Annotated in this window: 28 protein-coding genes; 17 read left to right on the forward strand and 11 right to left on the reverse strand. The window is 60.9% G+C overall.

Annotated elements, in window-relative coordinates:
* Positions 1-26: 26 nt before the first annotated feature.
* The 3 genes from DD235_RS01365 to DD235_RS01375 are packed head-to-tail and all read right to left on the reverse strand — an operon-like array spanning position 27 to position 2674.
* The gene (locus DD235_RS01365) at positions 27-1031 is read right to left on the reverse strand and encodes a transketolase family protein (RefSeq protein ID WP_109060263.1); all 1005 of its coding nucleotides are present in this window, start codon (positions 1029-1031) and stop codon (positions 27-29) included.
* Positions 1028-1900 (reverse strand): transketolase, encoded by an 873-nt coding sequence (locus tag DD235_RS01370; protein WP_109060264.1) that lies wholly within the window; start codon positions 1898-1900, stop codon positions 1028-1030. The genes DD235_RS01365 and DD235_RS01370 overlap by 4 nt, the downstream gene beginning before the upstream one ends.
* 18 nt (positions 1901-1918) lie before the next feature.
* Positions 1919-2674 carry an SDR family NAD(P)-dependent oxidoreductase gene (locus DD235_RS01375; RefSeq protein ID WP_109060265.1) on the reverse strand — a complete coding sequence of 252 codons (756 nt, stop codon included), beginning with the start codon at positions 2672-2674 and terminating at the stop codon, positions 1919-1921.
* A gap of 124 nt (positions 2675-2798) precedes the next feature.
* Between DD235_RS01375 and DD235_RS01380 the strand changes: the two genes are divergently transcribed.
* A complete protein-coding gene (locus DD235_RS01380) occupies positions 2799-3689 on the forward strand; it encodes a LysR substrate-binding domain-containing protein (protein WP_109060266.1) in 891 nt (296 codons plus the stop codon).
* Positions 3690-3697: 8 nt separating this feature from the next.
* Here the strand turns inward: DD235_RS01380 and ruvB are convergent, their stop codons facing one another.
* Positions 3698-4759, reverse strand: coding sequence for a Holliday junction branch migration DNA helicase RuvB (gene ruvB / locus DD235_RS01385; RefSeq protein ID WP_109060267.1), 1062 nt, complete (start codon positions 4757-4759; stop codon positions 3698-3700).
* A gap of 300 nt (positions 4760-5059) precedes the next feature.
* On the opposite strand from ruvB, the gene DD235_RS01390 reads away from it, so the two are divergent.
* The gene (locus tag DD235_RS01390; RefSeq protein WP_109060957.1) at positions 5060-5920 is read left to right on the forward strand and encodes an MOSC domain-containing protein; all 861 of its coding nucleotides are present in this window, start codon (positions 5060-5062) and stop codon (positions 5918-5920) included.
* Between the two features lie 9 nt (positions 5921-5929).
* Entirely contained in the window at positions 5930-6316 is a 387-nt protein-coding gene (locus DD235_RS01395) for an RNA-binding S4 domain-containing protein (RefSeq protein ID WP_109060958.1), read from the forward strand.
* Here the strand turns inward: DD235_RS01395 and DD235_RS01400 are convergent.
* Positions 6313-7233: a LysR family transcriptional regulator gene (locus DD235_RS01400; RefSeq protein ID WP_109060268.1), complete on the reverse strand. Its 921-nt coding sequence runs from the start codon at positions 7231-7233 to the stop codon at positions 6313-6315. The genes DD235_RS01395 and DD235_RS01400 overlap by 4 nt on opposite strands.
* A gap of 85 nt (positions 7234-7318) precedes the next feature.
* On the opposite strand from DD235_RS01400, the gene DD235_RS01405 reads away from it, so the two are divergent.
* Together DD235_RS01405 and DD235_RS01410 are read left to right on the forward strand one after the other, a co-directional pair.
* On the forward strand, positions 7319-7966 hold the full coding sequence (locus DD235_RS01405; protein WP_109060269.1) for a LysE family translocator: 648 nt from the start codon (positions 7319-7321) through the stop codon (positions 7964-7966).
* Positions 7967-8090: 124 nt separating this feature from the next.
* A complete protein-coding gene (locus DD235_RS01410) occupies positions 8091-9224 on the forward strand; it encodes a metallophosphoesterase (RefSeq protein WP_109060270.1) in 1134 nt (377 codons plus the stop codon).
* Positions 9225-9259: 35 nt separating this feature from the next.
* On the opposite strand, the gene DD235_RS01415 is transcribed toward DD235_RS01410, so the two are convergent.
* Positions 9260-9811 (reverse strand): YaeQ family protein, encoded by a 552-nt coding sequence (locus DD235_RS01415; RefSeq protein WP_109060271.1) that lies wholly within the window; start codon positions 9809-9811, stop codon positions 9260-9262.
* A 164-nt stretch (positions 9812-9975) separates the two neighbouring features.
* Here DD235_RS01415 and DD235_RS01420 point away from each other — a divergent pair, with 164 nt between their 5' ends.
* The 4 genes from DD235_RS01420 to DD235_RS01435 all read left to right on the forward strand — a co-directional run bounded on the left by DD235_RS01420 (position 9976) and on the right by DD235_RS01435 (position 14018).
* The gene (locus DD235_RS01420) at positions 9976-10818 is read left to right on the forward strand and encodes an arylamine N-acetyltransferase family protein (protein ID WP_204524168.1); all 843 of its coding nucleotides are present in this window, start codon (positions 9976-9978) and stop codon (positions 10816-10818) included.
* A gap of 6 nt (positions 10819-10824) precedes the next feature.
* A complete protein-coding gene (locus tag DD235_RS01425) occupies positions 10825-11328 on the forward strand; it encodes a GNAT family N-acetyltransferase (RefSeq protein WP_109060273.1) in 504 nt (167 codons plus the stop codon).
* Positions 11325-12902 carry a sensor domain-containing diguanylate cyclase gene (locus DD235_RS01430; protein WP_109060274.1) on the forward strand — a complete coding sequence of 526 codons (1578 nt, stop codon included), beginning with the start codon at positions 11325-11327 and terminating at the stop codon, positions 12900-12902. Before DD235_RS01425 ends, DD235_RS01430 begins: the two co-directional genes overlap by 4 nt.
* A 75-nt stretch (positions 12903-12977) precedes the next feature.
* Positions 12978-14018 (forward strand): zinc-dependent alcohol dehydrogenase family protein, encoded by a 1041-nt coding sequence (locus DD235_RS01435; RefSeq protein ID WP_109060275.1) that lies wholly within the window; start codon positions 12978-12980, stop codon positions 14016-14018.
* Between the two features lie 19 nt (positions 14019-14037).
* Here DD235_RS01435 and DD235_RS01440 read toward each other — a convergent pair whose 3' ends face one another.
* Positions 14038-14400 (reverse strand): zinc ribbon domain-containing protein YjdM, encoded by a 363-nt coding sequence (locus DD235_RS01440; RefSeq protein ID WP_420810431.1) that lies wholly within the window; start codon positions 14398-14400, stop codon positions 14038-14040.
* 83 nt (positions 14401-14483) lie between these two features.
* On the opposite strand from DD235_RS01440, the gene DD235_RS01445 reads away from it, so the two are divergent.
* Complete coding sequence (locus DD235_RS01445) at positions 14484-15491, forward strand: asparaginase (protein WP_109060276.1); 1008 nt, start codon at positions 14484-14486, stop codon at positions 15489-15491.
* Between the two features lie 86 nt (positions 15492-15577).
* Here the strand turns inward: DD235_RS01445 and DD235_RS01450 are convergent, their stop codons facing one another.
* Complete coding sequence (locus DD235_RS01450; RefSeq protein WP_109060277.1) at positions 15578-16117, reverse strand: Spy/CpxP family protein refolding chaperone; 540 nt, start codon at positions 16115-16117, stop codon at positions 15578-15580.
* A gap of 187 nt (positions 16118-16304) precedes the next feature.
* On the opposite strand from DD235_RS01450, the gene DD235_RS01455 reads away from it, so the two are divergent.
* Positions 16305-16865, forward strand: coding sequence for a DUF924 family protein (locus tag DD235_RS01455; RefSeq protein ID WP_162300383.1), 561 nt, complete (start codon positions 16305-16307; stop codon positions 16863-16865).
* Here DD235_RS01455 and DD235_RS01460 read toward each other — a convergent pair.
* From DD235_RS01460 to DD235_RS01470, 3 genes are all read right to left on the reverse strand, one after another.
* Entirely contained in the window at positions 16862-17554 is a 693-nt protein-coding gene (locus tag DD235_RS01460) for an amino acid ABC transporter permease (RefSeq protein WP_109060278.1), read from the reverse strand. The two genes, DD235_RS01455 and DD235_RS01460, sit on opposite strands and share 4 nt — an antisense overlap.
* Positions 17555-17637: 83 nt before the next feature.
* The gene (locus DD235_RS01465; protein WP_109060279.1) at positions 17638-18372 is read right to left on the reverse strand and encodes an amino acid ABC transporter permease; all 735 of its coding nucleotides are present in this window, start codon (positions 18370-18372) and stop codon (positions 17638-17640) included.
* On the reverse strand, positions 18373-19182 hold the full coding sequence (locus DD235_RS01470; RefSeq protein WP_109060280.1) for an ABC transporter substrate-binding protein: 810 nt from the start codon (positions 19180-19182) through the stop codon (positions 18373-18375).
* A gap of 300 nt (positions 19183-19482) precedes the next feature.
* Between DD235_RS01470 and DD235_RS01475 the strand changes: the two genes are divergently transcribed.
* The 6 genes from DD235_RS01475 (at position 19483) to DD235_RS01500 (ending at position 25701) form a co-directional block, all read left to right on the forward strand.
* Complete coding sequence (locus DD235_RS01475; RefSeq protein WP_109060281.1) at positions 19483-20193, forward strand: DUF2325 domain-containing protein; 711 nt, start codon at positions 19483-19485, stop codon at positions 20191-20193.
* Positions 20194-20203: 10 nt separating this feature from the next.
* Positions 20204-21001, forward strand: coding sequence for a deaminated glutathione amidase (locus tag DD235_RS01480; RefSeq protein ID WP_109060282.1), 798 nt, complete (start codon positions 20204-20206; stop codon positions 20999-21001).
* Between the two features lie 174 nt (positions 21002-21175).
* Positions 21176-23071 carry a putative bifunctional diguanylate cyclase/phosphodiesterase gene (locus DD235_RS01485; RefSeq protein ID WP_162300384.1) on the forward strand — a complete coding sequence of 632 codons (1896 nt, stop codon included), beginning with the start codon at positions 21176-21178 and terminating at the stop codon, positions 23069-23071.
* Between the two features lie 61 nt (positions 23072-23132).
* The gene (locus DD235_RS01490; protein WP_275667537.1) at positions 23133-24047 is read left to right on the forward strand and encodes a DMT family transporter; all 915 of its coding nucleotides are present in this window, start codon (positions 23133-23135) and stop codon (positions 24045-24047) included.
* A 95-nt stretch (positions 24048-24142) separates the two neighbouring features.
* The gene (locus DD235_RS01495; RefSeq protein WP_109060961.1) at positions 24143-24658 is read left to right on the forward strand and encodes a sigma-70 family RNA polymerase sigma factor; all 516 of its coding nucleotides are present in this window, start codon (positions 24143-24145) and stop codon (positions 24656-24658) included.
* Positions 24659-24699: 41 nt separating this feature from the next.
* A complete protein-coding gene (locus DD235_RS01500) occupies positions 24700-25701 on the forward strand; it encodes a FecR family protein (protein WP_162300385.1) in 1002 nt (333 codons plus the stop codon).
* The last annotated feature ends 78 nt before the right edge of the window (positions 25702-25779 follow it).

Consider the following 25779-nt stretch of genomic DNA (forward strand, 5'->3'; position numbering starts at 1 on the left):
TATTGTATGTATGCTGCTGGGCAGGTTTACAGCCAGTTTTTGATGGATGCCGTCATGGCCTCCGTCGAGATGCCGTAGCGGTCATGCAGCGTGGGCAGGGCACCCGCATCCAGGAAAGCATCGGGCAGGGCGATATGACGAAAGCCTGCCGGACTCACGCCACCGGCAAGCAGGGCATGTGCAACGGCTTCGCCCAGCCCGCCGATGGCCGAATGGTTCTCGGCGACGACCACCAGCCGTGGCTTGCGGCCGGCTTCGGACAGGATCGTGTCGGCATCCAGCGGCTTGATGGTGGGCGAATGCAGAACGGCTGTATCGATGCCGTCCTGTCGCAGACGGTCGGCAGTTTCCAGGGCGCGCATGGTCATCAGGCCGCTGGAGATGATCAGCACATCATTGCCGTCGCGCAGCAGGCTGGCCTTGCCGAGTTCGAAGCGGTAGTCGTATTCGTCGAGTACCAGGGGAACCTTGCCGCGCAGCAGGCGCATGTAGACCGGTCCCTTGTGCGCCGCCATGGCGGCAACGGCCTGCCGGGTATCGAGGGCATCGCAGGGATCGATGATGGCCAGTCCCGGCACGCCCCTGAAAATGGCGATATCCTCGGTTGCCTGGTGACTGGGGCCATAGCCGGTCGTTAGGCCAGGCAATGCGCAGGCGATCTTGACATCCAGATGCTCTTCGGCAATGACCTGGTGGATGAAGTCGTAGGCACGGCGCGAGGCAAAGACAGCATAGGTCGTGACAAACGGCGTGAATCCTTCCTTGGCCATGCCGCCGGCTGCGCCCATCAGCAACTGCTCGGCCATGCCCATCTGGAAAAAGCGTTCCGGATACGCCTGCGCGAAGATGTGCAGATCGGTATATTTTGCGAGATCGGCCGTCATGCCGACGATATCCGGTCGCTGTTGCGCCAGTTCGACCAGCGCATGACCGAAAGGGGCGCTTTCGGTGCGCTGGTTTTCGCCGGCAATCGAGGCGATCATGGCCGAGGTTTTCAGCCGGGGCTTGTCATGGGTGGGCGCATTGCTCATCGTGCCTCTCCTTGGCGGGCTGCATCCAGGATATCGAGGGCCTGCTGCCACTCGTCGGCCTCGACCCTGATGAAATGGTTTTTCTCGCGCTGCTCAAGAAAGGGGACGCCCTTGCCCATCAGCGTATCGAACAGGATGACCCGGGGCTGGCGCGCGTCCAATTCACGCGCCTGGTCGAATGCGCTACGCACGGCATCGATGTCATTGCCATCGGCCCGCTGGACATGCCAGCCGAATGCGGCCCATTTATCGGCCAGGGGTTCGAAGCCCAGGATCTTGCCCGAGGGGCCGTCAGCCTGCTGGTTGTTGACATCGACCAGGCAAATCAGGTTGTCCAGCCCGTAATGGGCCGCCGACAGGGCGGCTTCCCAGGTCGAGCCTTCGTCCAGTTCGCCGTCGGACATCGAGTTGTAGACGAAGGCCGGATTGCCTTTCTGGCGCAGTCCCAGTGCCATGCCGACCGCAATGGGCAGGCCCTGCCCGAGTGAGCCGCCCGATATTTCCATACCGGGCGTGTAGGTCGCCATACCCGACATGGGCAGGCGGCTATCGTCGCTGCCATAGGTCTCGAGTTCGGCCTCGGCAATGACGCCTGCCTCGATCAGGGCGGCATAGAGGGCGATGGCATAGTGGCCATGGGACAGCAGAAAGCGGTCGCGCCCCTCCCAGTCGGGATCGTCGGGGCGGTAGGTCAAGGCATGGCGGTAGGCCACGGCCAGAATATCGGCCATACCGAGAGCCTGGCCAATATAGCCCTGACCCTGGACCTCGCCCATGCGTAGCGCATAGCGGCGAATGCGCCAGGCGGCGTTGCGCAGTTCGGTCAGGGAGCGGGCAGGGGCTGCCGTGTCGGGGGAGGATGTCTGCATGATGTGCGTCTCCTGGAATCAGCCGTGGATCAGCATGCCGCCATTGACGTCGATGACGGCACCGGTAATGTAGGCGGACAGGTCGGAGGCCAGGAAAAGGTAGGCATTGGCCACATCCTCGGCATTGCCGAGGCGGTTCAGCGGGATGCCCTTGATAATGTCCTGGCGCAGTTCGTCGGTCAGCTTGCCGCCGGTGATGTCGGTCTGGATCAGGCCTGGCGTGACGCAGTTGACCCGGATATTGTCGGGGCCGAATTCACGGGCCATGGCCTTGGCCAGTCCAAGGACACCTGCCTTGGCCGCCGAGTAGTGCGGGCCACCGAAAATGCCGCCGCCGCGCTGTGCCGAGACCGAGGACATGCAGGCGATGCTGCCGGCCTTGCGTTCGCGCATGGATGGCAGGAAGGCCTGGCTCAGATACAGCACACCGCGCAGGTTGACATCGAGAATGCGATCCCAGCTCTCTGGGTCGATATCCAGGGTACGAACGGGTTGGGTGATGCCGGCATTGTTGATGAGGGCATCGATGTGGCCATAGTGTGCCAGCGTGGTGGCAGCCGCCTGCTGGCAGTCGCGACGACTGGCGACATTGCAGGCCAGGCCGAGGTGGTTGCCGGCGGGCAACTGGCCGGCTGCCTCGCGGGCAGCGGTTTCGTCCAGATCCAGAATCACGACGCTGGCTCCCTGGCTGGCGAACAGGCGGGCCGTGGCCATGCCGATTCCTCGAGGACTGGCTGCGCCGGAAATGACGGCGACTTTGTCTTGCAGCAGCATGCTGTCTCCTTACAGGTTTATTGGATGTTATGGATGAATCCTATCAACCTGAAAAAGGGGCGGCAAACGCTATAATTGCACCTATTGATGAATCTATTTCACCAATCTAGTCGTTTTCCCTAGCATGCTGCGAAATATCCCTATCTCTGTACTGCGCACTTTCGAGGCTGCGGCCCGAACCGGTTCCTTTCGGGCAGCCGCGCATGAGTTGTGTCTTTCGCCCAGTGCGGTCAGTCATGCGATCCGGCGCCTGGAAGACAACCTCGGCACGGCGCTCTTCAAGCGCAGTACCCGTTCCATCGCTCTGACACCGGCCGGCGAAACGCTCTACAGCCATGTCGGCCGTGCGCTCGATGAACTGCGGCATGGTATCGATCTGGTGTCCAGCCACAGACCAACCATTTTGCGGATGCATTCCGCGCCCAGCTTTGCAGCGCAATGGCTGATGCCCAGGCTGAGGCGCTTTCTCGAAACCCATCCACAGATCGACCTGCGGCTCGCAGCCAATACCGAATACGTCCGCTTCGAGTACAACGAGTTCGATCTCGATGTGGTCTACGGCAAGCCGCGCTCCGAAGGGCAGGTAGCCATACCGCTCGGCAGGGAACTGTTGACGCCGTTGTGCACGCCGGAAATGGCGGAACGTATCCACGGCCTGGATGACCTGTACCGGGTGCCGCTGATCCAGAGTGATGTCAAGCAGATACGCTGGTCCGGCTGGTTTGAGGAAAATGGACTGTCGGCACCACCGTTGCGCGGGGCGCGCTTTGACCGCAGTTTCATGGCGATTGCAGCGGCCGCCGACGGCCTGGGTGTGGCGCTGGAGTCAACCTTGCTGGCCGAGCGGGAGCTGGCCAGCGGGCAACTGGTCAGGCCATTGATGCAGGTCGAGCGCGAGGTGTATTACACCGGTCATTACCTGACCTACTCGCGGGTGACGCGGCGCACGCATGCGATCGGAGTGTTCAGGCAGTGGCTGATGAGCGAACTGGACCTGCCGGACGATACTGAATAGCAGGCAGGTCAGAACAGCGACGGATTGCCTGCCGCGCCACGCGGCTGCAGACCCAGGTGACGCCAAGTGGTCTGGGTGGCAATGCGTCCGCGTGGCGTGCGCTGCAGGTAGCCATGCTGGATCAGGTAGGGTTCGATGACATCCTCGATGGTGTCGCGCTCTTCGCCGACGGCAGCCGCCAGGCTGTCGATACCGACCGGGCCGCCATCGAAGCGGTGCACGATGGCTTCCAGCAGCTTGCGGTCCATCAGGTCGAGCCCCTGCGGATCGACATCCAGCATGGTGAGCGCGGCATGGGCGACCTGGGCATCTATGACGCCATTGGCCTTGACTTCGGCGTAGTCGCGCACGCGGCGCAGCAGGCGGTTGGCGATGCGGGGCGTGCCGCGGGCACGGCGTGCCAGCTCGGCTGCGCCATCGGCCGTGATCTGCGCATTGAGCAGTCCCGCACTGCGCGTCACGATGCTGGACAGCTCGTCGGCGGTGTAGAACTCCAGCCGCGAGACAATGCCGAAGCGGTCGCGCAGTGGGTTGGTGAGCATGCCGGCGCGCGTGGTGGCACCGACCAGCGTGAACGGTTGCAGGTCGAGCTTGACGCTGCGGGCGGCCGGGCCTTCGCCGATCATGATGTCGATCTGGAAATCCTCCATGGCCGGGTAGAGGATTTCCTCGACCACGGGCGACAGGCGATGGATCTCGTCGATGAACAGCACATCGTTGCGCTCGAGATTGGTCAGCATGGCGGCCAGGTCGCCGGCACGCTCCAGAACCGGGCCGGAGGTCTGGCGCAATTGTGCACCCATTTCATGGGCGACGATGTGGGCCAGCGTGGTCTTGCCCAGGCCGGGCGGGCCGAACAGCAGCACATGATCGAGTGCTTCTTGGCGGCTGCGCGCCGCAGAAATGAAGATCTCCAGTTGCTCGCGGGTGCGCTGCTGGCCGACATAATCCTGCAGCGCGCGCGGGCGCAGTGCCCGTTCGATGGATTCTTCGTTGGGCGAGGCTGGCTGGGGCGCGACGATGCGAGGGGCATCGGGCAGGGGGGCGAGCGTATCGGACTGGATGGCCATGATGCCGCCATTATGGCATATCCGGGCTGGTTGCATATACAGTGATCCGGCAGAGGGCAGATGGTCGCGAACAACCTCCGGGTTTTCCCCAGCAATTGTGGATAACCTTGGGCACAAGCCCGGCACATGTCAGTCAGATGACGTGGCCATGCGGGTCCGCCATGGTCTGCTCACGAATTGGGCAGCCTGCTGTTGCAGGGGCTGTCGTCGTCGCCAACGCCGCCGGCAATCCGCCTGCGCTATGCTAGGAGGCTGAGTGTCGGCAACAGTGCCGGACGCCTGTGGAAACGGCTGACCATCATGAGCATTATCATCAAGAGCCTGCATATCTACCCGATCAAGTCCTGCGCCGGCATCGACCTGCTGCGCAGCCCGATCAGCGCGGCGGGTCTGCGTCACGATCGGCAATGGATGATCGTGGATACCGCAGGGCGGTTCATGACCCAGCGCCAGTGGCCGCGCATGGCGCTGATCCGGGTCGGCATCGAGACAGGGACGCTGCGATTGCAGGCACCGGGTCGCGCCGATTGTGCCGTGGATATCGGTGTGCCGGTGCAGGGTGCCGCAATACAGACAGCCGTCTGGAATGATCCCTTGCATGTGCTTGATATGGGTGATGCGGTGGCTGCCTGGCTGAGTGAAACGCTGGGTACCGCGTGTCGGCTCGTGGCACAGGACCCTGCACAACGGCGCCTGGCCAGCCTGGAGCGGGTGCAGGCATGGATTGCGCGCCAGGGAGAGACGGATTTTCCGCTTGAGCATGCCTTTGGCTTCGCCGATGGTTATCCTTTGCTGGTGACCAGCCAGGGGTCGCTTGAGGAACTGAATCGGGTGATCCAGACCGACGGCGACGAGCCAGTCGGGATGGATCGCTTTCGGCCCAATATCGTGCTGGAAGGACTGGAAGGCTACGACGAGGACTATGTGGCGCAATTGCAGATCGGCGCTGTGCGCATTGCACTGGTCAAGCCGTGCGCACGCTGTTCGATGCCCGATATCGATCCTTTGACCGCAGCTTCCGGCAACCAGCCGGGCAAGGCGCTGGCGCGAACGCGGCAGCAGGCCGATGGCATCATGTTTGGACAGAACGGCGTGGCATCGGCCCCCGAGGGGGCTGAGTTGCGTGTTGGTCAGGAAGTGGAGATAGAGTATGCATTTTGAGTGGATACCATGAGTGACAGGATACGTCTCGACAAATGGCTGTGGGCAGCCCGTTTCTACAAGACACGCAGCCTGGCTTCGGATGAGATTGGCAAGGGCCGGGTGCAGGTCAATGGCCAGCCGGCCAAGCCGGCCCGGGAGGTCGGGCCGGGCGATCTGGTGATCGTTCGCAAGGAAGATCCGCCCATCGAGGTGCGGGTACGTGCCGTCAGCGGAGCGCGTGGGCCGGCCACGGTCGCGCGACAACTCTATGAGGAGACGCCCGCCAGCACTGCCGCCCGGGAGCGGGCCGCCGAGATGCGACGATTGGCACCGGAGCCGGCGCTGGATCTCGAAGCCGGGCGTCCCACCAAGCGCGACCGTCGGCTGATCGACAGGATGCGCGGGCAGAGTTAGCGCGGATCGTCGGCCAGCCGTTCTGCCAGGAATGCGATGAATACCCGCAGCTTGGCGGGCAGGCGGCGCATCGGCGGATACAGGGCCCAGAGTGCACCGCAATACTGGGTCTGAAATGTCCAGTCCGGCAGGACCCTGACCAGCGCACCCTGCTGCAGCGCTTCCTTCGCCGTGAAATAGGGCAGGCTGGCAATGCCGAGGTGGCGCAGCACGGCATCGAGCCGTACGCCCGTATGGTTGGCGGCATAGCGCCCCTGTACATCGACGCTCACGGTCTTGCCGTCATGTCGGAATTTCCAGCGCGCATCGCCCGGCTCCTCGCCCAGGTAGATGCAACTGTGTTGTGAGAGGTCGCCAGGATGCGATGGCGTGCCATGTCGGGCCAGGTACGCGGGCGTGGCACAGACCAGATGGCGTATGTCGAACAGCCGCTTGCCCATCAGGCCGGGGGGCGGCTGGTCGGTAATGCGCAGGGCGATATCGATCTGCCCGTCGATCAGATCCACATAGCGGTCGTCCAGGCGCATCAGCAGATCGATGTGTGGATACTGCGCCAGGAAGTCGGGCATATGGGGATGGACCACAAAGCGACCGACGGCCTTGGGTACGCTGACCCTGATCTGCCCCTGCGGCGTGTCGTGCAGTTGGCCCGAGACGGCCAATGCCGCCTGGGCAGAGCCCAGCATGTCGCGGCAGTGGCCATAGACCTGCGTGCCGCTTTCGCTCAATCCCAGTTTACGGGTCGTACGGTGCAGCAAGCGGGTGCCGAGTCCCTTTTCGAGCCGGGCAATGGCTCGACTGACGGCAGAGGGGGTCGAACCCAGTTGCCGCGCGGCGGCGGAGAAACTGCCGGCTTCCACGACACAGACGAAAACGGCCATCTCATCCATCAGTGCCGTGACCTGATTTGTGCTCATGAGGAATGAATGATTTACATTGGGCGGCTATTATCGCAATCGGCTCCGGTGAATACAATGGCGGCCTGGCAAACGGGAGCGTGGCATGACAGGCAGTATCTGGGGTGAATTTCTGGGCTTGGCGCTGATCCATTTCCTGGCCGTCGTGGCTCCTGGACCTGACTTCGCCGTCACGGTACGCCAGAGTGTCCGCTATGGCCGCCGGGCCGGGATATTGACTGCGCTGGGTATCGGCCTGGGCATTTCGGTTCATGTGGTCTATACGCTGGTGGGAGTCAGCGCACTCTTGCATACAACCCCCTGGCTGATGGATGTTGTACGTTTGCTTGGGGGCGGCTATCTGATATACCTGGGTGTGCAGTTCCTGCGCAGTCGGCCAGCGGGAGCCGATGCGCATGATGCGGAGAGCTCCCAGGAAGCACTTCGCCAGGGGGCGCTCCGTGCGTTCTGGACGGGTTTCCTGACCAATGCCACCAATCCAAAGGCGACCTTGTTTTTCCTGGCGGTATTCACGACCGTGGTCAGCACTTCGACGCCGCTGGCGATCCAGGCGCTGTATGGCGTGTGGATGTGTGTCGTCAATGCACTGTGGTTCGTTCTGGTCAGCCTGATGTTCACCCACCCTGCCGTACGGGCCCGCTTTTTGCGCAGTGGCTGGCTGTTCGAGCGCGCCATGGGGGTGCTGCTGATCGTGTTTGCGTTGCGACTGCTGCTGGTGGAGTGGATGGGCTGAGGCTGGACTCGATCACTGCCAGACGCATGTCGATTCGTCCTGGCAGTGCCGCATGATGTTTTGCTGGGCGTCCACCGCAGCATCCTGCACAATACCGTCAGATTCTGTACTCCAGGTTCTTTTCATGCCCTTTATCCTGAAACTGCTTGCCGTTGGTCTGTTCCTGCATGGCTATGTGGGCCTGCGCCTGATGCCGGCATTGGCCCTGTCGCCTGGCTGGCAACTGGCAGGGTGCCTGGTGCTGGCCTTGTCGTTTGTTCTCATCTGCTCGGCATTTCTGCGCCAGCGCACGGCGCAAGGCACATGGGCCGATATCCTGTCCTGGGCCGGATTCATTGCTCTCGGTGTCTTTTCCTTCCTGCTGGTGGGCACTTTCATCAGGGATGCGGGACTCGGCCTGGCCTGGTTGCTGCAAGGTTTCGATCCCCTGTCTGCAGGGGTGTTGCGGGGTAGCGCATGGGCCGTCCTGGTCCTGACCCTGGTGGCCAGCCTGGCTGCTGTGTTCAACGCGCGCCGTCTGGCCCAGGTCAAAACGGTGGAGATTGCATTGCCCGGCCTGCCGCCGGCCCTGGATGGGCTGACCATTGTTCAACTGTCGGATATCCATGTGGGGCCGACGATCAAACGCGGCTATGTCCAGGGCATCGTGGATGCGGCCAATGCCCTGCAGCCCGATATCATCGCCCTGACCGGCGACCTGGTGGATGGCCAGACTGATGTGCTGGCCCCGCATGTGGCTCCGCTGGCTGGATTGCGTGCCCGTGACGGTGTGTTCATGGTGACGGGCAATCATGAGTATTACTCGGGTGCTGATGCCTGGGTGGCGGCTTTTCGTGGCCTGGGCATGACCGTGTTGATGAACCAGCACGTACTGATCCGGCGCGAGGCGGCCCTGTTGGCATTGGCTGGCGTGACCGACTACAGTGGCGGGGTATTCGATCCGGCGCATCGCAGTGATCCGGCTGCGGCCGCCACAGGAATTCCCGAAGAGGCAGTACGCATCCTGCTGGCGCATCAGCCGCGCAGTGCTGCAGCAGCCGAGCGGGCCGGCTTTCGGCTGCAACTGTCCGGCCATACACATGGCGGGCAGTTCGTCCCCTGGAACCTGTTTGTGCCGATGCAGCAGCCTTTCGTGGCCGGACTCAAGCGCGTGGGCGAACTGCAGGTCTATATCAGTCGTGGAACCGGCTATTGGGGACCACCGATGCGACTGGGCGCACCGTCGGAAATCACGCGGATTCGCCTGCGCACCGCGTAGCGCACTGCCTGCGGGCGCAGCCCGTCAATGTTGCGTCAGCGCGATTCCGGCATCCAGCGTGCAATATCCACGCTGGCTTCGCCTGCGTCGCCCGATATCCACGCCGACGCGTCCTGTACGTTCACGTTCAGGCTCATGCCGCGTTCGGCCAGTCCAGCCAGGGCCTGCGTGGCATCGGCCGGCAGGCCGTAGACCGTCAGATTGCGTGTGCGCGTCAGCTTGTTGCGGATACCCGCCCACCATAGCTCGGCATTGCGACCGTAGGCGTACACGATGACCTGCTGCGCACGGCCGCAGGCTTTGAGCAGACGACGCTCGTCAGGCAAGCCGGTCTCGACCCACAGCTCGATCGCGCCGGTCAGGTCATGGCGCCACAGATCGGGTTCGTCGGCTTCGCTCAGGCCTCGCGTAAAGGCCAGTCTGTCCTCGGCGTCGGCCTGCAGGGCGAAAGCCAGCAGGCGAACCATCAGGCGTTCGTCGGTTTCCGACGGGTGGCGGGCCACGGTCACGGCGTGGCTGCCGTAGTAGGCGCGGTCGTTGTCGGCAATATGAATGTCCGCCTTGTAGACGGTAGAGCGCAGGGCCATATGAGCAGTGAAAGAACAGTAAGAAATCAGCCGGAGAGGTCGAATTATAGGGGGACTGTCGTATGCAATCTTCAATTTGAATGAAGTCGGGTTGTCAAGGCTTGCGCAGATACCTCAATCCGGTATGCTGAATGCCAGCTTACGATCTTTGCGTAATATTGCCATTGATAACCGACCCTGAAAATCGCATCGTATCTGCTTATTTCGAGAAAATAGGCTATACCGGTGCCTGTGCGCCTACTCTGGACACGTTGCGGCGTATCCACCTGTTGCATCCCCTGACGTTGCCATTCGAGAACCTGGATCCTTTGCTGGCCCGGCCTGTTTCCATCGAGACTGAGGCGGTGGCTGCGAAGCTGCTTGGCCCGGTCCGGCGTGGTGGTTATTGCTTCGAGCACAATGGCTTGCTGGCCAGTGTGCTCGAACGGTCAGGGTTTCGCATCACCCGGCTGGCGGCCCGCGTGTTGTGGGGCATGTCTGATCAGGCCCTGTCGCCACGTTCGCACATGCTGTTGCTGGTCCACCTGGACGAGGGAGATTTCGTTGTCGATGTCGGATTTGGCGGTGGTACGCTGACGGCACCACTGCGGCTCGATATGACGGGTGAACAGCAGACTCCGCATGGTCTTTATCGGATCGAGCCGCATGGCACCGATTATCTGCTGCAAGCCTGGCGCGAGGCCAGTTGGCGTCCGGTCTATCGCTTTGACCTAATGCCTTGTCTGCCTGTCGACTACATTGCGACAAATTATTATCTTTCCAACAGTCCGGCGTCGGTTTTCTGCAAAACGCTGTTTCTGGCGAAAGTGACGCCGCAGGGGCGTTATGGTCTGCTGGGTACACAGTTGAGCCGTAGGGATACCGAAGGCGAGTTGATCGAGCGGAAGACGCTGGGCAGTGCCGATGAGGCATGTCAGGTGCTCAGTGACGTATTCGATGTGGAGGTGCCCGACATGGCATCGTTTGCGGTGGTGTGGCAGCGCGTGCTGAACACCGTACGGAATTGACCTTTCATGCTGCGTATATTGCCCGTGACCGAAATTGTCTGGCCGGATATTCTTCGTATCCAGGCTGAATCCTATCCAGCCTCGATTCTCGAGGATAGCGAAGTCATGCGCAGCAAATGGCGTGTGTCTCCGCAGACATGTGCGGTATGTGTCGATGCAGAAGGTGATGTGCTGGGCTATGTGTTGAGCCATCCCTGGGCGGGCAATGTGCCGCCCAGCCTGCACCAGGCACTGGCCAGTCCGGCGGATTGCCGCACCTGGCACTTGCATGATCTGGCCATTGGTGTGGCAGCGCGTGGCCGGGGTGTGGCCGGACGCCTGGTGGCACACCTGCTGGGTCAGGCGCGCCAGGCCGGCATTGAAGGCATCAGCCTGGTGGCGATACAAGGGGCCGAGACCTTCTGGTCACGCCATGGATTTACCGAGAAGGCGGAAAGGACGGCAGCATTCGATAGCTATGGCACGACTGCCGTCTGGATGACGTGCGCGTTGACGGAAACAGGCTTATGAATATCCAGAACTGGTTGCAACGCATTACGCTGCGACATCTGATGTTATTGCTGGCCATAGCCAGTACGTTGATTGTGTTTTCCAATACGCTCTACGCCAGTTTTCTGGTGCAACGCAACCAGTTGATTTCAGCTACCCTGGAAGCTAACCAGGCTTATGCAAGCAAGCTGGCAAGCAGCACTGATATGTTTTTGCGTATGGCGCAGCAGCAACTGGCCTACGCCAGCACACTGGTGCGCGACCGGATGTCGGATACGGACTTTCTGCAGGCGGAGGTAGACCGTCTTCGCAGTCAAACCAACAGCTTCAACTCCGTGGGTGTGGTGGACGCGCTGGGACGTGTACTTGCTATTTCTCCAGAGTCTCTGGAGCTTAAAGGAAAAATAGTCGTGAGTCCGGGTACATTGCTGGCTCGCCGCGAGCAGCGTGCCCTGATTACCGACCCCTATATGTCGGCGGTTGGCAATCTTGTCATCAACCTTATCTATCCGATACATGGTGAGCATGGACGCTACCTGGGTTTTATCGGTGGCACTATCCGGCTCAAGGAAAAGAATATTCTGCATGAGTTGCTAGGTGGTCCATCTAATAATTCATCTTATTTGTATGTTGTTGATCATGGCGGCCGGATTATTTATCACGCCGACCAGGAGCGGGTCGGCGAGCAGGCTGAGGACAATCCTGTCGTGTCGGCGGTGACCCAGGGACTGGAAGGGGCCCAGACTGTGACCAATAGCCATGATGAGAAATTACTGGCTGGCTATGCCCATATAGATGCTGCTCGCTGGGGCGTAGTGGCACAGCAGCCCGTCGACTCAACCTTGACGAACCTGGGGGGACTGATGCTGGATGTGCTGCTGTATTCGATTCCCCCCGTGTTGGTGACAATGCTGCTGGCTTGGTGGTTGGCTCGCGTGATTTCACGCCCCCTGTGGCGTCTGGCTAATCAGGCACAGCGCGAAGATGATACCGAAAGCGCAATTGACCGTATTCGCAATATATATGCTTGGTATTTCGAAGCGGCACAGATGCGCAAGGCGTTGCTCAAGGGCATGAGCTATCTTCAGCGGCGTATTGGCAAACTGAACCTGGATGCACAGACAGATTCCATGACGGGGCTGCTCAATCGCAGGGCCCGGGAAGAGATACTGGCGCATTGGCAGGACAGTGAACAGAGCTTTGCGGTCGTTGTCCTCGATATTGATCATTTCAAGCGTGTCAATGATACCTATGGACATGATGTGGGCGATCATGTGATCGTACAGTTGGCGCAGATCATGCGCGCCAGTTCACGCGGTCAGGATCGACTGTTCAGACTGGGCGGGGAAGAGTTCCAGATCCTGTTGCCGGATACGAGTCAGGATATTGCTCAGCAGGTGGCGGAACGGTTGCGCCAGGCGGTCGTATCGTATGTGTTTCCCGACGTGGGTGAGTTGACGATCTCGCTGGGGGTGGCGCATTTTCCCGGTACGGCCGAAGATGTCGCGCTGGTGATGAAGCAGGCCGATCAGGCCCTCTACGCCGCCAAGTCTCAGGGACGCAATCAGGTGGTCAGCGTGCAGCCACAGGCCTGAACGATGCGCTGCGGCATGACAGTCGTGCCATGGAGGCTTATATTGAAGCGTCACATGTCACTCCAGGAGACACTCATGAAAGCGCTTGTATATCAGGGCCCCGGGCAAAAAGACTGGCAGGACAAGCCGGCACCGTCCGTGCTCAAGCCGACCGATGCCATCGTACGCATCACACGCACCACGATTTGCGGGACAGATCTGCACATTCTCAAGGGCGATGTGCCGGCCGTCGAACCCGGCCGGACGCTGGGACATGAAGGCGTCGGCGTTGTCGAAGAAGTGGGTGCGGCAGTGCGCAACTTCAAGAAGGGTGATCGGGTACTGATCTCATGCGTGACATCGTGCGGCAGTTGCCCCAATTGCAAGCGTCAGCTCTATTCGCATTGCGCCGATGGCGGCTGGATACTGGGGCACCTGATCGACGGTACGCAGGCCGAGCAGGTGCGTATTCCACATGCCGACAACAGCCTGTACCCGATTCCGGAGGGGGCGGATGAAGAGGCCCTCGTGATGTTGAGCGACATTTTGCCTACAGGTTTTGAGATCGGCGTGTTGGCCGGACAGGTCAAGCCGGGCGATACGGTTGCGATCGTCGGCGCGGGACCGGTGGGCATGGCAGCGCTGCTGACGGCGCAGTTCTATTCGCCAGGGCGCCTGATCATGCTCGATGCCGATCCCAACCGGCTTGAGGCTGCCTTGCAATTCGGCGCGACCGATGTCATCGATGTGACGCGAGTCAATGCCGTTGAGCAGCTCATGGCCATGACGGATGGCGTGGGTGTAGACGTGGCCATCGAAGCGGTGGGTATTCCGGCGACGTTCGATGTCTGCCAGCAGGCCATTGCGCCGGGAGGCCGGGTGGCCAATGTTGGCGTACATGGCAAGAGCGTCGAACTGCATCTGGAAAAACTCTGGATCCAGAACATCACGATCTCGACCGGGCTGGTCAATACCAATACCACGCCCATGCTGATGAAAACCGTACAGTCGGGTCGCATCGAGCCGGCCAAGTTGATCACGCACCGCTTCAGGCTCGCCGATATCCTCAAAGCGTATGAGGTGTTCGGCAATGCCGCCAAGGAAAAGGCCATGAAGGTGATCCTGGCAGCCGACTGACCGCCGGGGCTGTCGCTGCTCAGGCTTTTTTCAGGAAGCAGGCCTTGAGCAGCACGCCAGTGCCATCTACCTTGGCATCGATTTCATGGTCACCGTCCACGATGCGGATGCCCTTGATCTTGGTGCCTTTCTTGATGGTGCTCGAAGAGCCCTTGAGCTTGAGATCCTTGGTCAGAATGACGCTGTCACCATCGGCCAGCGGGTTGCCGTTGCTGTCGAGCACGCTGCGCGGTGCGTCGGCTGCCGACGTTGCGGCAGGTTCGCTGCTGGCCGCATCGGCATTCCATTCATGGGCACAATGCGGGCAGACATACAGATCGCCGTCCTGGTAGGTGTCGTTTTCGGCACACTGCGGACAGGCGGGAAGATTGAACAGGGACATGGGGCCAGCCTTGCCGGATAGGCATTGAAAAGACACCGATGATACTCGATAGGGGATAATCGGACTTTTTGCAGGGAGCTGTGATGTCAGGCGCGCCAATTCTCGTTCTGTATACCGGCGGTACCATCGGCATGGTGCCGGGGGACGGGGGGTATGTGCCGGCATCAGGCTTCGATCGTCTGATGTCGGCGCGTCAGGCGCAACTTGCACCGGATGTTCGTGATGGTTTGCCGCGCTGGCGCTATCAGGCCATCGAGCCGCCGATCGACAGTGCCAATATGTCGCAGGCGCATTGGCGGCGGATGCACGAAGCCATCGTGGCGGCTGTGGATGAAGGCGTGGCGGGGGTGCTGGTGCTGCATGGCACCGATACCCTGGCCTATACGGCTGCGGCCCTGGCTTTCCTGTTGGCGGATGCACCCATACCCGTGGTTTTGACTGGCTCCATGCAACCGGGGTGTGAATCTCCGACCGATGCCTGGGACAATCTGTTCGGCGCGTTGGCACTCTGGCAGCAGCCGTTGTCTGCAGGCGTGCATGTCTGGTTCAGCGGCCAGCGTTTGGATGGCGTGCGGGCTACCAAGTTTCACAGCGAACGCCTGGATGCCTTCCAGGTAGTGGCCCGGCCGCAGTCCGGATCATTGCCCAGGGCAGATATTCCCGAAGTACTGTGTTACCGCCAGCCATGCCGCGAGGTGCCGCTGGCAGTCCTGCCGTTCTATCCCGGGTTGCAGGCTGCGCAGGTCGGCACCTTGCTGGCAACCGGCGTACGGGGCATGGTGCTGGAGTGCTATGGAACCGGAACAGGGCCGTCCGACGATCCCGCCATGCTCGAAACGCTGCAGCAGGCGCATGCGCAGGGCGTCGTGCTGGTGGCCATCAGCCAATGTCCGGCGGGAGCCATCGAATCGGGCGTTTATGCCGCAGGTGATCGGTTGTTCAGGACGGGACTGGTCAATGGCGGGGCGATGACTCGCGAAGCAGCGCTCGGCAAGCTGTTTGCCTTGCTGGGACGCGGGCTCTCCGCGGGGGAGGCCCGTCACTGGATGCAGCAGAACCTCTGTGGCGAGCAGGGGGGCGGAGTCTGTTGAGACTCAATGACAGCGTGTACAGGCTGATGCCGTTCACTCGCTTGCGTGAACGGCATTTTTTCTGACAGTCCCTGTGCCTGCTGTGATCAGGACTCTGCCGGCGGCGCGTGACGGGGTTCGTGCTGGTCGGGACCACCGTGGCGGCGCGTTTGCCGTTCATCCCATTGCTGGCGCTGCTCCGGTGTCAGCACGGCTCGCACTTGCTGGTCGGTCCTGAGTCGCAGCACTTCGCTGCGTGCAATGGCCTGAGCCAGGCTGGTGCTGAGTTGTTCGGCCTGCTTTTCGTCGAAACGGTCGGCCTTGCCTAGTTCGTGCAGTGCCCGGCGGGCATCGCGGATGGCAAGATGCGCATTGCGCATGTCGGGGACGCTGGCGTGGCGGATAGCGAAGATGCGATCTTCCTGTTCGCGGCTGAGATCCAGTCCGCGCATGCCATGCAGCGGGCGTTCCCCTTGTATGCCGGCGTGTGCCATGAGATGCGGCGTGGATGCGCCATGTGCTTCGTGGCGGCCGCGCTCCTGCCCGGGGGCCGGCGGCTGTGCCAGTGCGGCATGTGACGCCAGGGCCAGCACGGCAGCACTGCCGAGCAGGCGGAAGGAGCGGGAAAGGTTGCGGGTCGATTGCATGGCGGAACTCCTGTGCAGTGAATGGGTGAGACTGCAGTCTAGGCGTCAACCTTGCAGGAATCGTGGGCCGAATATGGAGAAACGGTGAACTGTGGCACAATCGGCCGTAGCCATGCGCCATGTCGCGCATGCCACCGGGCAGTTCGGTATGGCGGACGCCCAATACGGACAAGACGAGGGGGCAGTCATGACATCGCACATCATTCCGGCCGCGAAAGAACCCATTCTCACCATCGTCAACTTCTGGAAGGAAGCCGGTCCCGAGCGCTGGTTTTCCAAGGACGAGGCTTTCGACCAGGATTTTTCCAGCCGTTTCATGCAGGCGCATCTTGCGGCCGCGCGTCGCCGGCATGAGGCATGGGCCTCGGATCCGGATGGCCTGCTGGCGCTGATGATCCTGCTCGATCAGTTTCCTCGCAATGCGTTCCGGGATACCGGCCATATGTTTGCCACCGACGGGCTGGCATTGCATTATGCACGCGCCGGTGTCGATAATGGCCTGGACCAGCAGGTGCCGGTCAGCCTGAGACTGTTCGTCTATCTGCCGTTCATGCACGCCGAGAGCCTGGCCGATCAGATGCGCTGTGTCGAACTCTGTCGCCTGCTGGGGCGTTCCGAGGATTATGCCGAAGAACACCTGGATATCATCCGGCGCTTTGGCCGTTTTCCCCATCGCAATGTCGCCCTGGGGCGTACGACCACGGCAGAAGAACAGGCGTTCCTGGACGCGGGTGGCTTTGCCGGCTAGGCGTGCCGCAGGTGCTGCCCGTAGCGGCGTGCGGCCCGGTTGGCCAGCCATTCCAGCGATGCGCAGAAAATGTAGTACATCAGTGCCACGAACAGGAATATCTCGGTGGGGTAGACCATTTCACGGTTGCTGACCTGTGTTGCCACGAATGACAGCTCTGCCACGCCGATCACGTAGGCTAGCGAAGTGTCCTTGATCAGGGCGATCCACTGGTTGATGAACGAAGGCAGCATGATGGGCAGTGCCTGGGGCAGGATGATGTTGCGCATTCCTTGCCAGGGGCGCATGCCCAGCGCCTGGGCTGCCTGCATCTGGCCGGTCGGCAGGCTGCGGATGCCGGCATGCACGGCGTGGGCCAGGTAGGCACCGCCGATCAGCGACAGCGCGCAGACCACCGTGGCGAGGCCGGGCGCATCGATACCGAAGACAATCGGCAGCAGGAAGTAAGTCCAGAAGATCAGCATGATTACCGGGATGGCCCGGAAAAAGCCGAGTACCGTCAACAGCAGCGTGTGTGCTGCCCCGCGAGTCATGGCCAGGGCAATGCCCAGCACCAGACCGAGGGCGGCCGAGGCCAGTGCCGACAGGATGCTCAGGATCAGTGTCAGTGCGGCACCACCCAGTGGGCCGTAGGGATAGGCACCGATCAGGAAATAGAGCAGGTTGTTGGAGATGACGGAGAAATCCATGGACTGGGCCTTTTACACCGAAAGACGCTTGGCGCAGTCTTTAGGCACGTTGGCATGAGGGCAGCGCGATCGGTACAGACGAATCATCCCTGCCCCATGTGTACGGCCAGCCGGTGTCGCTGCAGCCACTGGACGCCGACTTCGATCAGCACGACCAGGGCGACATACAGTAACGTGGCGATGCCGAATGACTGAAACGTGCGGAAAGTCTCGGTTTCTACCTGGCGCGAGGCATAGGAAAGTTCGGCCAGCCCGATCGCCATGGCCAGCGAGGTATTCTTGACCGTATTCATGTATTGGCCTGCGAGTGCCGGCAGGGCATTGCGCACGGCCTGGGGCATGACAATCCAGCGCCAGACCTGCAGGGGGCGCATGCCGACCGAGGCGGCTGCTGCCCATTGTCCTGGCGGTACGCCGCGCACACCTGCACGAAACTCTTCTGCGATGAATGCCGCCGTATACAACGTCAGCCCCCAGATGGCGGCCAGCATTTCAAAGGTTGGCCAGCGGATGTCGAACAGGGTCAGCGACCAGACGTGGGGCATGTTCAGCCATTGCACCAGCCGGGCGGGCATCAGGGCCGACACGCCGAAGTACCAGAAAAACAGTTGCACCAGCAGCGGGGTGTTGCGAAACACGCTGAGATACGCGCGCGCCGGCCAGGCCAGCGCGGCACGGCCGGAGAGCCGCGCCAGGCAGACCAGGAAACCCAGCAGGGTGGAGCACAGCGCCACGATGGCAGACAGCAATACCGTGACGCCGAAGCCCTGAATCAGCCAGCCGAGATACTTGGGGGCCAGCCAGAAATCGGGGGGCATTTACTGCTTGTCGCCGATCTTGTAGATACGTGCCAGCGGCGTCTTGGTGTCGGGACCGAACCAGGCATCGTAGATCTGCTGGGCACGGCCACTGGACTCCAGCTCGACCAGAGTTTCGTCCACGAAGGACTTGAGCGCGGTCTCTCCCTTGGGGATGCCGATGCCGATCAGATCGTCGGAGATCGAGAAGGCCGGGATCTCGTAGTTTTCCTTGTCGGGCACGTTGGCCAGCAGGCCGATCAGCTTGGGGCCGTCCTGGGTGATGGCCTGCACATTGCCATTGCGCAGTGCCGTAAAGGCGAATGGTGTGTCATCGTAGGCCACCAGTGTGGCACCAGGGTAGTTTTCACGCAGCACGATTTCGTTGACGGTGCCTTTGTCGACGCCGATACGCAGGCTGTTCAACTGATCGGGCGAGCTGAGCACCCCTTTTTTGGCAACGAATTGCTGGCCGGAGGCGAAGTAGGGAATACTGAAATCGACCTGCTTGGCGCGTTCTTCGGTGATGGTGAAATTGGCCAGAACCAGATCGACCTTCCTGGATGTCAGCAGCGGCACGCGATTGGCCGGGTTGGTTGGCAGGATTTCGAGTCGTACGCCCAGCTTGTCGGCCAGTGCCTTGGCATAGTCCACGTCCAGTCCGACGATCTGGCGGGTCTGCTGGTCCACATAGCCGAACGGCGGGTTGCTGTCGAAGGCGGCGACCTTGAGGACGCCGGCCTGCTTGATATCGTCCAGGCGATCTGCATGAGCCAGGCCAGAGAACAGTGCCAGGGTCAGCGTGGCGGCAAGTGTCAGATGCTTCTTCATGATGGTTCTGATCCAGAGAAATGGTTGAAATAGGGTGCGCAGAGTGTGTGCGCATGGAAGGTATTTCAGCATGCTGACCTGCCCTTCAGAAATACCAAAAACTTGGCTTTATATTTCTTTTTCGTATTTATATTGGATTAAATATATTGATTTTTGTCTAAACAAATAGAGGGATTGTCTGGCAGGCCGGAATCTCGTCAGGTACACTTGCGCCATCAATAAATAGAAATAGAAGTCATCCTCTTTTGCATCAAAAAGCATGCTTGCCGCGTAGATCGGCAGTTGGGAGACTCCATTGCAATGAACAAGACCCTTTCTTTCCGGAATCATCTGGCGACCAGCCATCGGCAACTCAGCCAGGAGCATCTTGCGCTGGTGCGTCAGTACGCTCAGGTCCAGCGTCGCTGCAGCGACCTGTTGCAGGCTCAGGCTGCAGAGATCGCCCGCCTGCAGGCCGAGCAGATGCGGTTGCATGCGCGCCTGGTGATCCGTGACACGGCCTTGATGTGGGCGCAGCAGGACATGGCGTCGATGCAGGACATGCATCCGGGACTGGAACGCCGTCGTACGCTGCTGCGCAGGATTGGCGATCTGATGCAGCAGGTGCAGCACCTGGTGCGTGAGCGTAACCTGCGCCGGATGGGGCAGGGGTATGCCGCCGTTGCGGCACCAGATATGTCGTCTTTCGAAGCTGCCGTTCCTGCCGCTCCCCAGGCGTCTGCGCAGAGACAGGTTGAATGTGATCCATCCGGTCTGGAAGATGAGGCCTCAATGGTGTCCGAGGCGGGGACGTCACACCGGTTGGTCGCCGAGAGTCGCGACCTGCATGACGAGCACCTGTTCATCGAAAGCCTGGCAGCGGCCGATATGGTCATTTGCCAGACCGGATGCGTCAGTCAGGGTGACTACTGGCGGGTGCAGGACCATTGCCGCCGTACCGGCAAGATGTGCGTCATGATCGAAAGTGGCAAGCCTATTCACGTACTGAGAAAAGAGGCCGAAATAGAGTAAATTAAGGCCCATGAAAGTCGCTCTGGGCCAGTTTGCCGTCTCTTCCGATGTCGATGTCAATATTGCCACCTGCCGAACGCTGATTCGGCAGGCGCAGGCGCGTGGCGCGGATCTTCTGGTATTGCCAGAAGGAGTACTGGCGCGCGATATCGCTGATCCCGACATGGTACTCAAGGCGGCGCAGCCGCTGGATGGGCCTTTTATCGAGGCCTTGTTGCCGGAAACCTGCAACGGGCCGGTCGTGATGTTGTGCATCCATGTTCCCGTGCCGGATCACGCCAAGGTGTCGAATGTGCTGGTGGTGCTGCGCGATGGTGCAGTCGTGGCGCAATATCGCAAGCTGCATCTGTACGATGCGTTCTCGGTGCAGGAGTCGCGACATGTCGAGCCGGGCGACAGCGTGCCGCCACTGCTCGAGATCGCCGGCTTCAAGGTCGGGCTGATGACCTGCTACGATCTGCGCTTTCCTGAGCTGGCCCGACGACTTGCCCTGGACGGTGCCGATGTGCTGGTGGCACCCTCTGCCTGGTTGCGCGGACCGCTCAAGGAGGATCACTGGGATCTGGTCACGCGTGCGCGGGCGCTCGACAACACCGTCTATCTGGTGGCGGCCGATGAGTGCGGCCCGCGCAATATCGGCAAGAGTATCGTGGTCGATCCGTTGGGTGTGCCCGTGGTGCAGGCGGCGGAAGGGCCTGCACTGCTCTTTGCAGAACTGACTGCCGAACGCCTGGCTCAGGCGCGTGCCAGTCTGCCGGTGCTGCAGAACAGGCGCTTTGTTCGACCTGAATTGTCGGGACGAACATGAACAGGGCTGGCATGATTGAATGCCATATCTCCTGCATCAAAAGTGTTTAATAAATATTAAATATTACGAAATAAAATATCTGTCGTATTCTATTGATAAATGACAAGTCGCCCTCGGTGACAGGACAGCGCGCTGCTGTCTACAGCATGGGGCAGGAACGGGAATATGGGGCATATGGGCAGTATGCCGATACTGGATGAACTGGCTGACACGCTGCAGATGAAACCGGATAGCCTCAGGGCGCATCTGGGCATCAGCGAGGATGAGGCGAACCTGCAGGCCCTTGGCCGTCTGCAGAAACTGCTTGTGGAAGTCAGTTCCCCCCTGCTGGGCAGGATCGTGCGCCAGGGCATCCTGGGGCTGGATGCGGCAGCGGGGCCGGATGCGTATGGCTATGACGAGTCGATGCGGCTGGCCTCGCTGGTCTATCGCAACAGCAAGGAAGGCATGTTGGTGACTGACGCTCGCGGTGTCATCATCGATGTGAACCCGGCCTTCGAGGCGCTGCGAGGCTTCAGTGCTGCCGAAGCGGTCGGGCAGCATGTGCGTACCTTGAACTCCTCGCGCCACAGTGCCGAATTCTATCGCGCTGTATGGGGGCGGGTGCTGCGCAGCGGCAGCTGGCAAGGCGAACACTGGGGGCAGCACAGCGACGGCAGCGTGTTTCCGGAATGGCTCAGCATCAATACCATCTACGATGATGAAGGCGAGGCCCATCGTCGTGTCATCATTTTCTCGAATATCTCTCAGATCAAGCAGGCAGAGGCCATTATCTGGCGACAGGCCAACTTTGATCTTTTGACCGGGCTGCCCAACCGCCAATTGTTCATGGATCGCCTGGAGCGCAGCATTACGCGTGCGCATCGCAACCAGCGCAAGCTGGCGATTCTGTTTCTTGACCTGGATAGATTCAAGGAGATCAACGATACCCTGGGGCATGCCATGGGGGATACCTTGCTCAAGGAAGTGGGCAAACGTTTGCAGGGCTGTGTGCGCAGTACCGATACGGTGGCTCGCCTGGGCGGCGATGAGTTCACGGTGATTCTTGATGATCTGCATCATTTTGGCGATGTCGGACGGGTTACGGAGGAAATCCTCCGCAAAATGGCCGAACCGTTCGCGCTTGATTCCGATACGGTCTTTATCTCGACCAGCATCGGCGTGACCTATTATCCCGATGATGGCGAATTGATCGATGATCTGTTGAACTATGCCGATCAGGCCATGTATGTCGCCAAGAATCAGGGGCGCAATCGCTATGCTCGTTTCGACCCCTGTATGCAGGAGGCGGCCCAGACCCGAATGCGGCTGCTCAATGACATGCATCTGGCCTTGCCTGCAGGCGAGTTTTCACTGGTCTACCAGCCTATCGTTGATCTGGGTTCTGCTCGTATCGTCAAAGCCGAGGCGCTGCTGCGCTGGCAGCATCCGACTCGGGGACTGATCCTGCCGGGGGATTTCATCCCGCTGGCCGAGGAGAGCGGCATGATCCTCGAAATCGGTGAGTGGGTGTTTCGCCAGGCGGCGCAACAGATTCAGCGCTGGCGTGAGCGATACGATCCGACGCTGCAGGTCAGCATCAATGCCTCGCCCATGCAGTTCCGTGCCGACGGTATCGATTTGCAGGACTGGCTCGATTGCCTGGCGGCAGCGGGTACCACCTCGGATGGCATCACCCTTGAGATTACGGAAGGTGTCCTGCTGGATCAGGGCGAAGACGTTTTGGCCCGGCTGGAAGCTTTTCGTTCCGCTGGCATGCGGATTGCGCTGGATGATTTTGGCGTTGGCTATTCTTCGCTGTCATATCTGCGCAAGTTCGACATCGATTATCTCAAGATTGACCGTTCTTTCGTTTCCAGCCTGACCGAGACGTCCAATGACCTGGCGGTCTGCGAGGCCATCATCATGATGGCCCACAAGCTGGGCCTGGAAGTCATTGCCGAAGGCATAGAGACAGCGCAGCAGCGCGCCTTGCTGGCGGATATCGGCTGTGATCTGGGGCAGGGCTATCTGTTTGCCCGACCACTGGCCGCAGAGGCGTTCGAAGACCTGTTGCGGGCGGCCGGTTGAACAATCCGGACTTGGACTATAGTACGCCCTCCGCACGTCGTGCATCCTGTTTCGAGCCATCTTGACTGCCCCTGTTTTGACACCTGCCGTGTCGGCGTCGTCACGCGCGCCCCAGCTTGCCTTGATCCTGATTACCATGATCTGGGGCGGTACGTTCCTGGTGGTGCAATACGCCCTGAGCTTCAGTACTCCGATGTTTTTCGTCGGCTGTCGCTTCGCAGCCGCTGCGCTGGCTTTGACACTGGTTTCCGGTCGTGCGCTACGCGGCATGACGGGTCACGACCTGATCGCCGGTGCAGTGATCGGTGTGGCGATCGCGCTGGGCTATGGTGCCCAGACCATGGGGCTGCAGTACATCACCAGCAGTGAGTCGGCCTTCCTGACGGCCCTGTATGTGCCCATCGTGCCTTTGCTGCAATGGGCCGTGTGGCGGCAGGCACCGCGACTGGCAACCTGGGCGGGCATCGTGCTGGCCTTCGTCGGCCTGGTGCTGCTGACCGGCAATGGTGCCGGGGCCATTACCCTGAACCAGGGACAGGCTCTCACAGTATTCAGCGCGTTTGCAATCGCAGCCGAGGTGTTGCTGATTGGTCTGTTTGCCGGCCGTGTCGATACGCGGCGTGTCACGGTGGTACAACTGGCTGTGGCGTCGCTGGTGGCCTTTGCCCTGATGCCAATGGCAGGCGAGACGTCGGCACCGGCATTTTCGTGGATGCTGGTCGTGCTGGCAGGAGGCCTGGGGCTGGCCAGTGCGCTGATTCAATTGACGATGAACTGGGCGCAGCGTTCGCTGGATCCCTCCCGGGCCACCATTATCTATGCCGGCGAGCCTGTATGGGCGGGCGTGGCCGGTCGTATTGCCGGCGAGCGACTGCCTGCCATGGCGTTGCTGGGTGGCGCACTGGTGGTACTGGGAGTGATCGTGAGCGAGTTCAAGCTGCGGAAAGGCCGGCGCGGGCAAGGCACTGCCGGTTAGTCGCCGAGCGAGGGCCTGACGGTTTGTTTGTATTGAATCATGCAGTGATAGAATCTCATTCCCAATAATATTTTTATTATTTGATCGAGAATGCCATGTCACGCGATGCCATGCGGCAGGATGTGATACACGACCTGTATCGCGATCATCATTCCTGGCTGGTACGCCTGTTGCGCCGCAAGGCTGGCTGCGCCGGCCATGCCGATGATCTGGCCCAGGATACGTTTGTCAGGATCCTGGGCAAACCCGACCTCGAGCGCATACGACAGGCGCGTGCCTATCTGGCGACCATCGCGCATGGTGTCGTCGTGGATCATATCCGGCGCAGCGAACTGGAGCGGGCCTGGGCCGAGACCTTGGCAGCCTTGCCACGCGATACGGTGCCTTCGGTGGAAGATCAGGCGATTGTGCTGGAAACCCTGGCGCAGATTGCTGTCTTGCTGGACGGATTGCATGTTCGCGCACGACGGGCCTTTCTGCTGCATCGCCTGGAAGGCCTGAGCTATGCGCAGATCGCCAGCGAGCTGAGGGTATCGGTCAGCTCGGTCGAAAAATACATGATGGCGGCGTTGCGACATTGCTGCCGCGCGGCTGGCCTGCTCGGGCGTTGATTGTGCAGGATATGGGCAACGACAGGCGCATGGTTCATGCTGTGGCAGCGAGGACAGGTGGGAGTGGTGGAGGCTCACCGCAGGCCCTGGAGGAGGCGATTGCCTGGATGGTCAGGCTGCAGTCGCACGATGATGACACCACGCGCACCGGCTGTGCGCAGTGGCGCGCTGCCGATCCCGAGCATGAGCAGGCCTGGCTGCAGTTGTCGGATCTGACGGATCAATGGCCGGTGCTGCCTGCGATGCCGGCAGGTATCGCGAGTGCTGCCGTGGATCTCGCTCTGGCCCGCAAGCAACGCCGGCACGCCTTCAAGCTGCTGGGGTTGACCGGCATCGGCATCGGTGCCTGGTTGACAGTCCGACAGACGGCAGATTGGCGTCATTGGCGGGCAGACCATACGGCTTCAAGAGGGGAGCGGCGGCGTATCGTGCTGGAGGATGGCACGCAACTGTTCCTCAATACCGCCACGTCGGTGGCGCTCGATTTTCGGCCCGATAGCCGCCGTATTCTGTTGCAGGAAGGGGAAATCTACCTGGAAACGGGCTCTGATGCGGGGCAGTCTGGCTATCGTCCCTTGAGCGTCCGGAGCCGGTCTGGAGAGTTCGTGGCCCTGGGGACCCGCTTTCTGGTGCGCCAGGAGCCGAACTTCGCATTGCTGCAGGTTGACGAAGGGCGGGTTGCGCTGAATGGGCATGTACATGCGGATGGTACGCCCCTGATTGCCCACCCGGGGCAGCGCTATCGTGTATCGGCCCAGGGGGCGCGGGTCGTGTCCGATGCCGAGGCCAAGACACTGGCGCTGGCTGGCTGGATAGACGGGGTCCTCGAAGTGCATGACATGCGGCTGGCGGATTTCGTCGATGAAGCCGAACGCTATCGTCGTGGCTGGATCAGTTGCGATCCTGCTGTGGCCGAATGGCGGTTGTCGGGCGTGTTTCGGCTGGATGACATGGACGAAGTGTTGCGCTCCCTGCAGCGGACCCTGCCGATCCGGATTGAAGTGCGCTGGGGGTATTGGGTACGCATTCATCCAAAGGGATAAAACCCGATCAACTGCGCTGAAAATAATTATTACAAACAAACATTGAGGGACTTGGATTTTCATTCGGCAAATGGGCAG

The organism is Corticimicrobacter populi, from assembly GCF_003123725.1.
GTDB lineage: Bacteria > Pseudomonadota > Gammaproteobacteria > Burkholderiales > Burkholderiaceae_B > Corticimicrobacter > Corticimicrobacter populi.

Excerpts from the sequence above, each read along its gene's own strand:
- DD235_RS01365 (WP_109060263.1), bottom strand. The coding sequence starts at position 1,031 with ATGAGCAATGCGCCCACCCATGACAAGCCCCGGCTGAAAACCTCGGCC.
- DD235_RS01370 (WP_109060264.1), bottom strand. The coding sequence starts at position 1,900 with ATGCAGACATCCTCCCCCGACACGGCAGCCCCTGCCCGCTCCCTGACC.
- DD235_RS01375 (WP_109060265.1), bottom strand. The coding sequence starts at position 2,674 with ATGCTGCTGCAAGACAAAGTCGCCGTCATTTCCGGCGCAGCCAGTCCT.
- DD235_RS01380 (WP_109060266.1), top strand. The coding sequence starts at position 2,799 with ATGCTGCGAAATATCCCTATCTCTGTACTGCGCACTTTCGAGGCTGCG.
- ruvB (WP_109060267.1), bottom strand. The coding sequence starts at position 4,759 with ATGGCCATCCAGTCCGATACGCTCGCCCCCCTGCCCGATGCCCCTCGC.
- DD235_RS01390 (WP_109060957.1), top strand. The coding sequence starts at position 5,060 with ATGAGCATTATCATCAAGAGCCTGCATATCTACCCGATCAAGTCCTGC.
- DD235_RS01395 (WP_109060958.1), top strand. The coding sequence starts at position 5,930 with ATGAGTGACAGGATACGTCTCGACAAATGGCTGTGGGCAGCCCGTTTC.
- DD235_RS01400 (WP_109060268.1), bottom strand. The coding sequence starts at position 7,233 with ATGAGCACAAATCAGGTCACGGCACTGATGGATGAGATGGCCGTTTTC.
- DD235_RS01405 (WP_109060269.1), top strand. The coding sequence starts at position 7,319 with ATGACAGGCAGTATCTGGGGTGAATTTCTGGGCTTGGCGCTGATCCAT.
- DD235_RS01410 (WP_109060270.1), top strand. The coding sequence starts at position 8,091 with ATGCCCTTTATCCTGAAACTGCTTGCCGTTGGTCTGTTCCTGCATGGC.
- DD235_RS01415 (WP_109060271.1), bottom strand. The coding sequence starts at position 9,811 with ATGGCCCTGCGCTCTACCGTCTACAAGGCGGACATTCATATTGCCGAC.
- DD235_RS01425 (WP_109060273.1), top strand. The coding sequence starts at position 10,825 with ATGCTGCGTATATTGCCCGTGACCGAAATTGTCTGGCCGGATATTCTT.
- DD235_RS01430 (WP_109060274.1), top strand. The coding sequence starts at position 11,325 with ATGAATATCCAGAACTGGTTGCAACGCATTACGCTGCGACATCTGATG.
- DD235_RS01435 (WP_109060275.1), top strand. The coding sequence starts at position 12,978 with ATGAAAGCGCTTGTATATCAGGGCCCCGGGCAAAAAGACTGGCAGGAC.
- DD235_RS01440 (WP_420810431.1), bottom strand. The coding sequence starts at position 14,400 with ATGTCCCTGTTCAATCTTCCCGCCTGTCCGCAGTGTGCCGAAAACGAC.
- DD235_RS01445 (WP_109060276.1), top strand. The coding sequence starts at position 14,484 with ATGTCAGGCGCGCCAATTCTCGTTCTGTATACCGGCGGTACCATCGGC.
- DD235_RS01450 (WP_109060277.1), bottom strand. The coding sequence starts at position 16,117 with ATGCAATCGACCCGCAACCTTTCCCGCTCCTTCCGCCTGCTCGGCAGT.
- DD235_RS01455 (WP_162300383.1), top strand. The coding sequence starts at position 16,305 with ATGACATCGCACATCATTCCGGCCGCGAAAGAACCCATTCTCACCATC.
- DD235_RS01460 (WP_109060278.1), bottom strand. The coding sequence starts at position 17,554 with ATGGATTTCTCCGTCATCTCCAACAACCTGCTCTATTTCCTGATCGGT.
- DD235_RS01465 (WP_109060279.1), bottom strand. The coding sequence starts at position 18,372 with ATGCCCCCCGATTTCTGGCTGGCCCCCAAGTATCTCGGCTGGCTGATT.
- DD235_RS01470 (WP_109060280.1), bottom strand. The coding sequence starts at position 19,182 with ATGAAGAAGCATCTGACACTTGCCGCCACGCTGACCCTGGCACTGTTC.
- DD235_RS01475 (WP_109060281.1), top strand. The coding sequence starts at position 19,483 with ATGAACAAGACCCTTTCTTTCCGGAATCATCTGGCGACCAGCCATCGG.
- DD235_RS01480 (WP_109060282.1), top strand. The coding sequence starts at position 20,204 with ATGAAAGTCGCTCTGGGCCAGTTTGCCGTCTCTTCCGATGTCGATGTC.
- DD235_RS01485 (WP_162300384.1), top strand. The coding sequence starts at position 21,176 with ATGGGCAGTATGCCGATACTGGATGAACTGGCTGACACGCTGCAGATG.
- DD235_RS01495 (WP_109060961.1), top strand. The coding sequence starts at position 24,143 with ATGTCACGCGATGCCATGCGGCAGGATGTGATACACGACCTGTATCGC.